Here is a 2,288-nt window from a genome sequence, read left to right as displayed (position 1 = left end):
GTGGTGCCCGGAGGCGGAATCGAACCACCGACACGAGGATTTTCAATCCTCTGCTCTACCGACTGAGCTATCCGGGCGACGAGGTGTATTAAAAGGCTTTTCGGCTTTCAGGTCAACAATAAAATTAAAATAAAATATCGTTTGATGAATTTGTGCTCGGAGTGGGCTGTTTTTATGCGTTTTTAGCAGCAATGCGCCATGCTTTAAGCGATGTTTTAACATTGATAGTGTGTTCACTTGCAAAATAAAGGCGATAAAAACAAAAAAGCACGTCTGAAAACGTGCTTTTTATTGAACAATTGACTTTAAACTAGTGCTTTACTGAGAACTTGTTTACCCAACCTTCTAGCTCATTCGCTAGTGAAGCTAAACTTTGAGTACTTGATTGGCTCTCGGTTACGACAGAGTTGAGTTGGCCTCCGCTTTCCTCGATAAGGTTTATGCGTAGCGCAATATCATCGCTAACCTGCGTCTGCTCAGCGGCAGCAGTAGCGATCTGCTGGCTCATTGTGGTGATAGATTCTAACGCCGTTACAATTTGCTGTAGAGCTTCAGAGGCATTCTTAGACTCTGTAACAGTGCTTTCACTGGTTTCTGCACATATTTCCATTGTGTGAATGGCATTGCGAGAGCCTTCTTGCAGATTGGAGATCATATACTGAATCTCTTTTGTGCTGTCTTGTGTGCGTCCTGCTAGGTTGCGTACCTCATCAGCAACGACTGCGAAGCCTCGGCCTTGTTCTCCAGCACGTGCTGCTTCAATGGCTGCATTGAGTGCCAATAGGTTTGTTTGCTCTGCAATATCACCAATCACATCGAGCACTTTTACAATATTATTTACATCCTGATCTAGATCGGCGACCGCTTTACTCGCAGTATTTAATTGAGAAGCTAAACCTTGAATGTTTTCAACCGTGTTATGAATGAGTTTCTGAGTATGTTGGCTTTGTTTGTCAGCCTCGTCCGTATTGTTTGCGGTGTCGCTTGCTGAATTGGCAACATGGTTGGCTGAAGATGCCATTTCAGTCATCGCAGTGGCAATCATCGCCGTTGATTGCTGCTGAGATACGGTAAGATCGGCAATCGTATTTGATCGAGCCTCTACGGCAAACAACTCTGCGCGCAGTGCATGCATAGACTTCTCTAGGTTTGTCACCATAGTAGCTAGTGATTGACTCATATCTTGCACGGCACGATAGATACTTCCTCTCGGTGCCACAGTATCAAAACTGGTCTGAATGTCTCCTTGAGCGACAGCTTGAACTGCTTTACGCACGTCGTTAGGCTCTCCACCAAGTAGATGAAGCATTTTGCGAATCGAAATGATCAGGCCACTTAGAATACTTCCCGCGATAATCAGACACAGCACAAGCTGCCATTGTGCTGTCGACCAAAAACGTGCGTTAACTTCATTAAAGCCAATACCTGTACCGACAACCCAGCCCCAGTGTGGTGTTTTTTCTGCTATCGAGTGTTTTTCTTCAATGCTGCCATCAGCTTGTTTTTGGCTCCAGGTATATTCAACGATCTGACCTGTTTTGTGCCCCAATACATCTAGAATGAGTTGGCCTACGCTATTACCACTGCCATCTCTAAAGTCATGGAAGCTGGTTCCGTGCAGTTGAGGGTCTAGTGGTGCGGCGATGAACATCATATTTTCATCTGCGACATAAACGTATTCGTTGTCTTTGTAGATATTGTTACGAAGTAGGCGAGTGGCTAATGCTTTCGCTTCGTCTTCCGGCATTTTGCCTTCGATAGCCATCTTTTCTACTTCGGTAAGTATGCTGTACGCACTTTTAAATAGCTCAGTAACTCGAGCTTTGTTATCAAGGTTACTTGCGACGCGAAGTGTCCATAAGCCCGTTGCGGTCAGAGCTAGGAGAGCTAGCAATATGATCGCAGATAATAAATAGGCTTGAGTTTTTAGTTTCATATTTAGCTCACAAATAAAGTGTTATCACTATGCAAGGCATAGCTAAAAGAAGAAATGTAATAACTTGGGCATCTTAGTGAAGATAAATATGCTCGGATACTAATGCGTATTGAAATTACGATGAGGATTAAATTTTTAGCGTGAAATAAGTATTTTTGAAGAAAGGATTTAATGTTCGCTGATGTTTAGAAATGAAGTGCAGATAAATGGGAAAGTGAGAAATGACGTATAAAGCAGATACAAAAAAGCCGCATCAAGTGATGCGGCTTTAAAAGTGGCTCCTCCTGCTGGGCTCGAACCAGCGACCTGCGGATTAACAGTCCGTCGCTCTACCAACTGAGCTAAGGAGGAA

Annotated in this window: 1 protein-coding gene and 2 tRNA genes; all 3 read right to left on the bottom strand. The window is 43.8% G+C overall.

The genetic code is table 11. From position 1 onward, the window contains the following. Position 1: 1 nt before the first annotated feature. The 3 genes from R7E00_RS22505 to R7E00_RS22495 all read right to left on the bottom strand — a co-directional run bounded on the left by R7E00_RS22505 (position 2) and on the right by R7E00_RS22495 (position 2,287). Positions 2-77: transfer RNA gene (locus tag R7E00_RS22505), tRNA-Phe, on the bottom strand. Between the two features lie 233 nt (positions 78-310). Further along, complete coding sequence (locus tag R7E00_RS22500) at positions 311-1,936, bottom strand: methyl-accepting chemotaxis protein (protein WP_258481683.1); 1,626 nt, start codon at positions 1,934-1,936, stop codon at positions 311-313. Positions 1,937-2,211: 275 nt separating this feature from the next. Continuing rightward, positions 2,212-2,287 (bottom strand) — tRNA-Asn (locus tag R7E00_RS22495). Between the last annotated feature and the right edge of the window lies 1 nt (position 2,288).

The organism is Vibrio sp. Vb1755, from assembly GCF_033338635.1.
GTDB classification, from domain to species: Bacteria; Pseudomonadota; Gammaproteobacteria; order Enterobacterales; family Vibrionaceae; genus Vibrio; species Vibrio alginolyticus.
The sequence above is the reverse complement of the archived record's forward strand: the minus strand, read 5'-3'. Positions and strand labels throughout refer to the sequence as shown.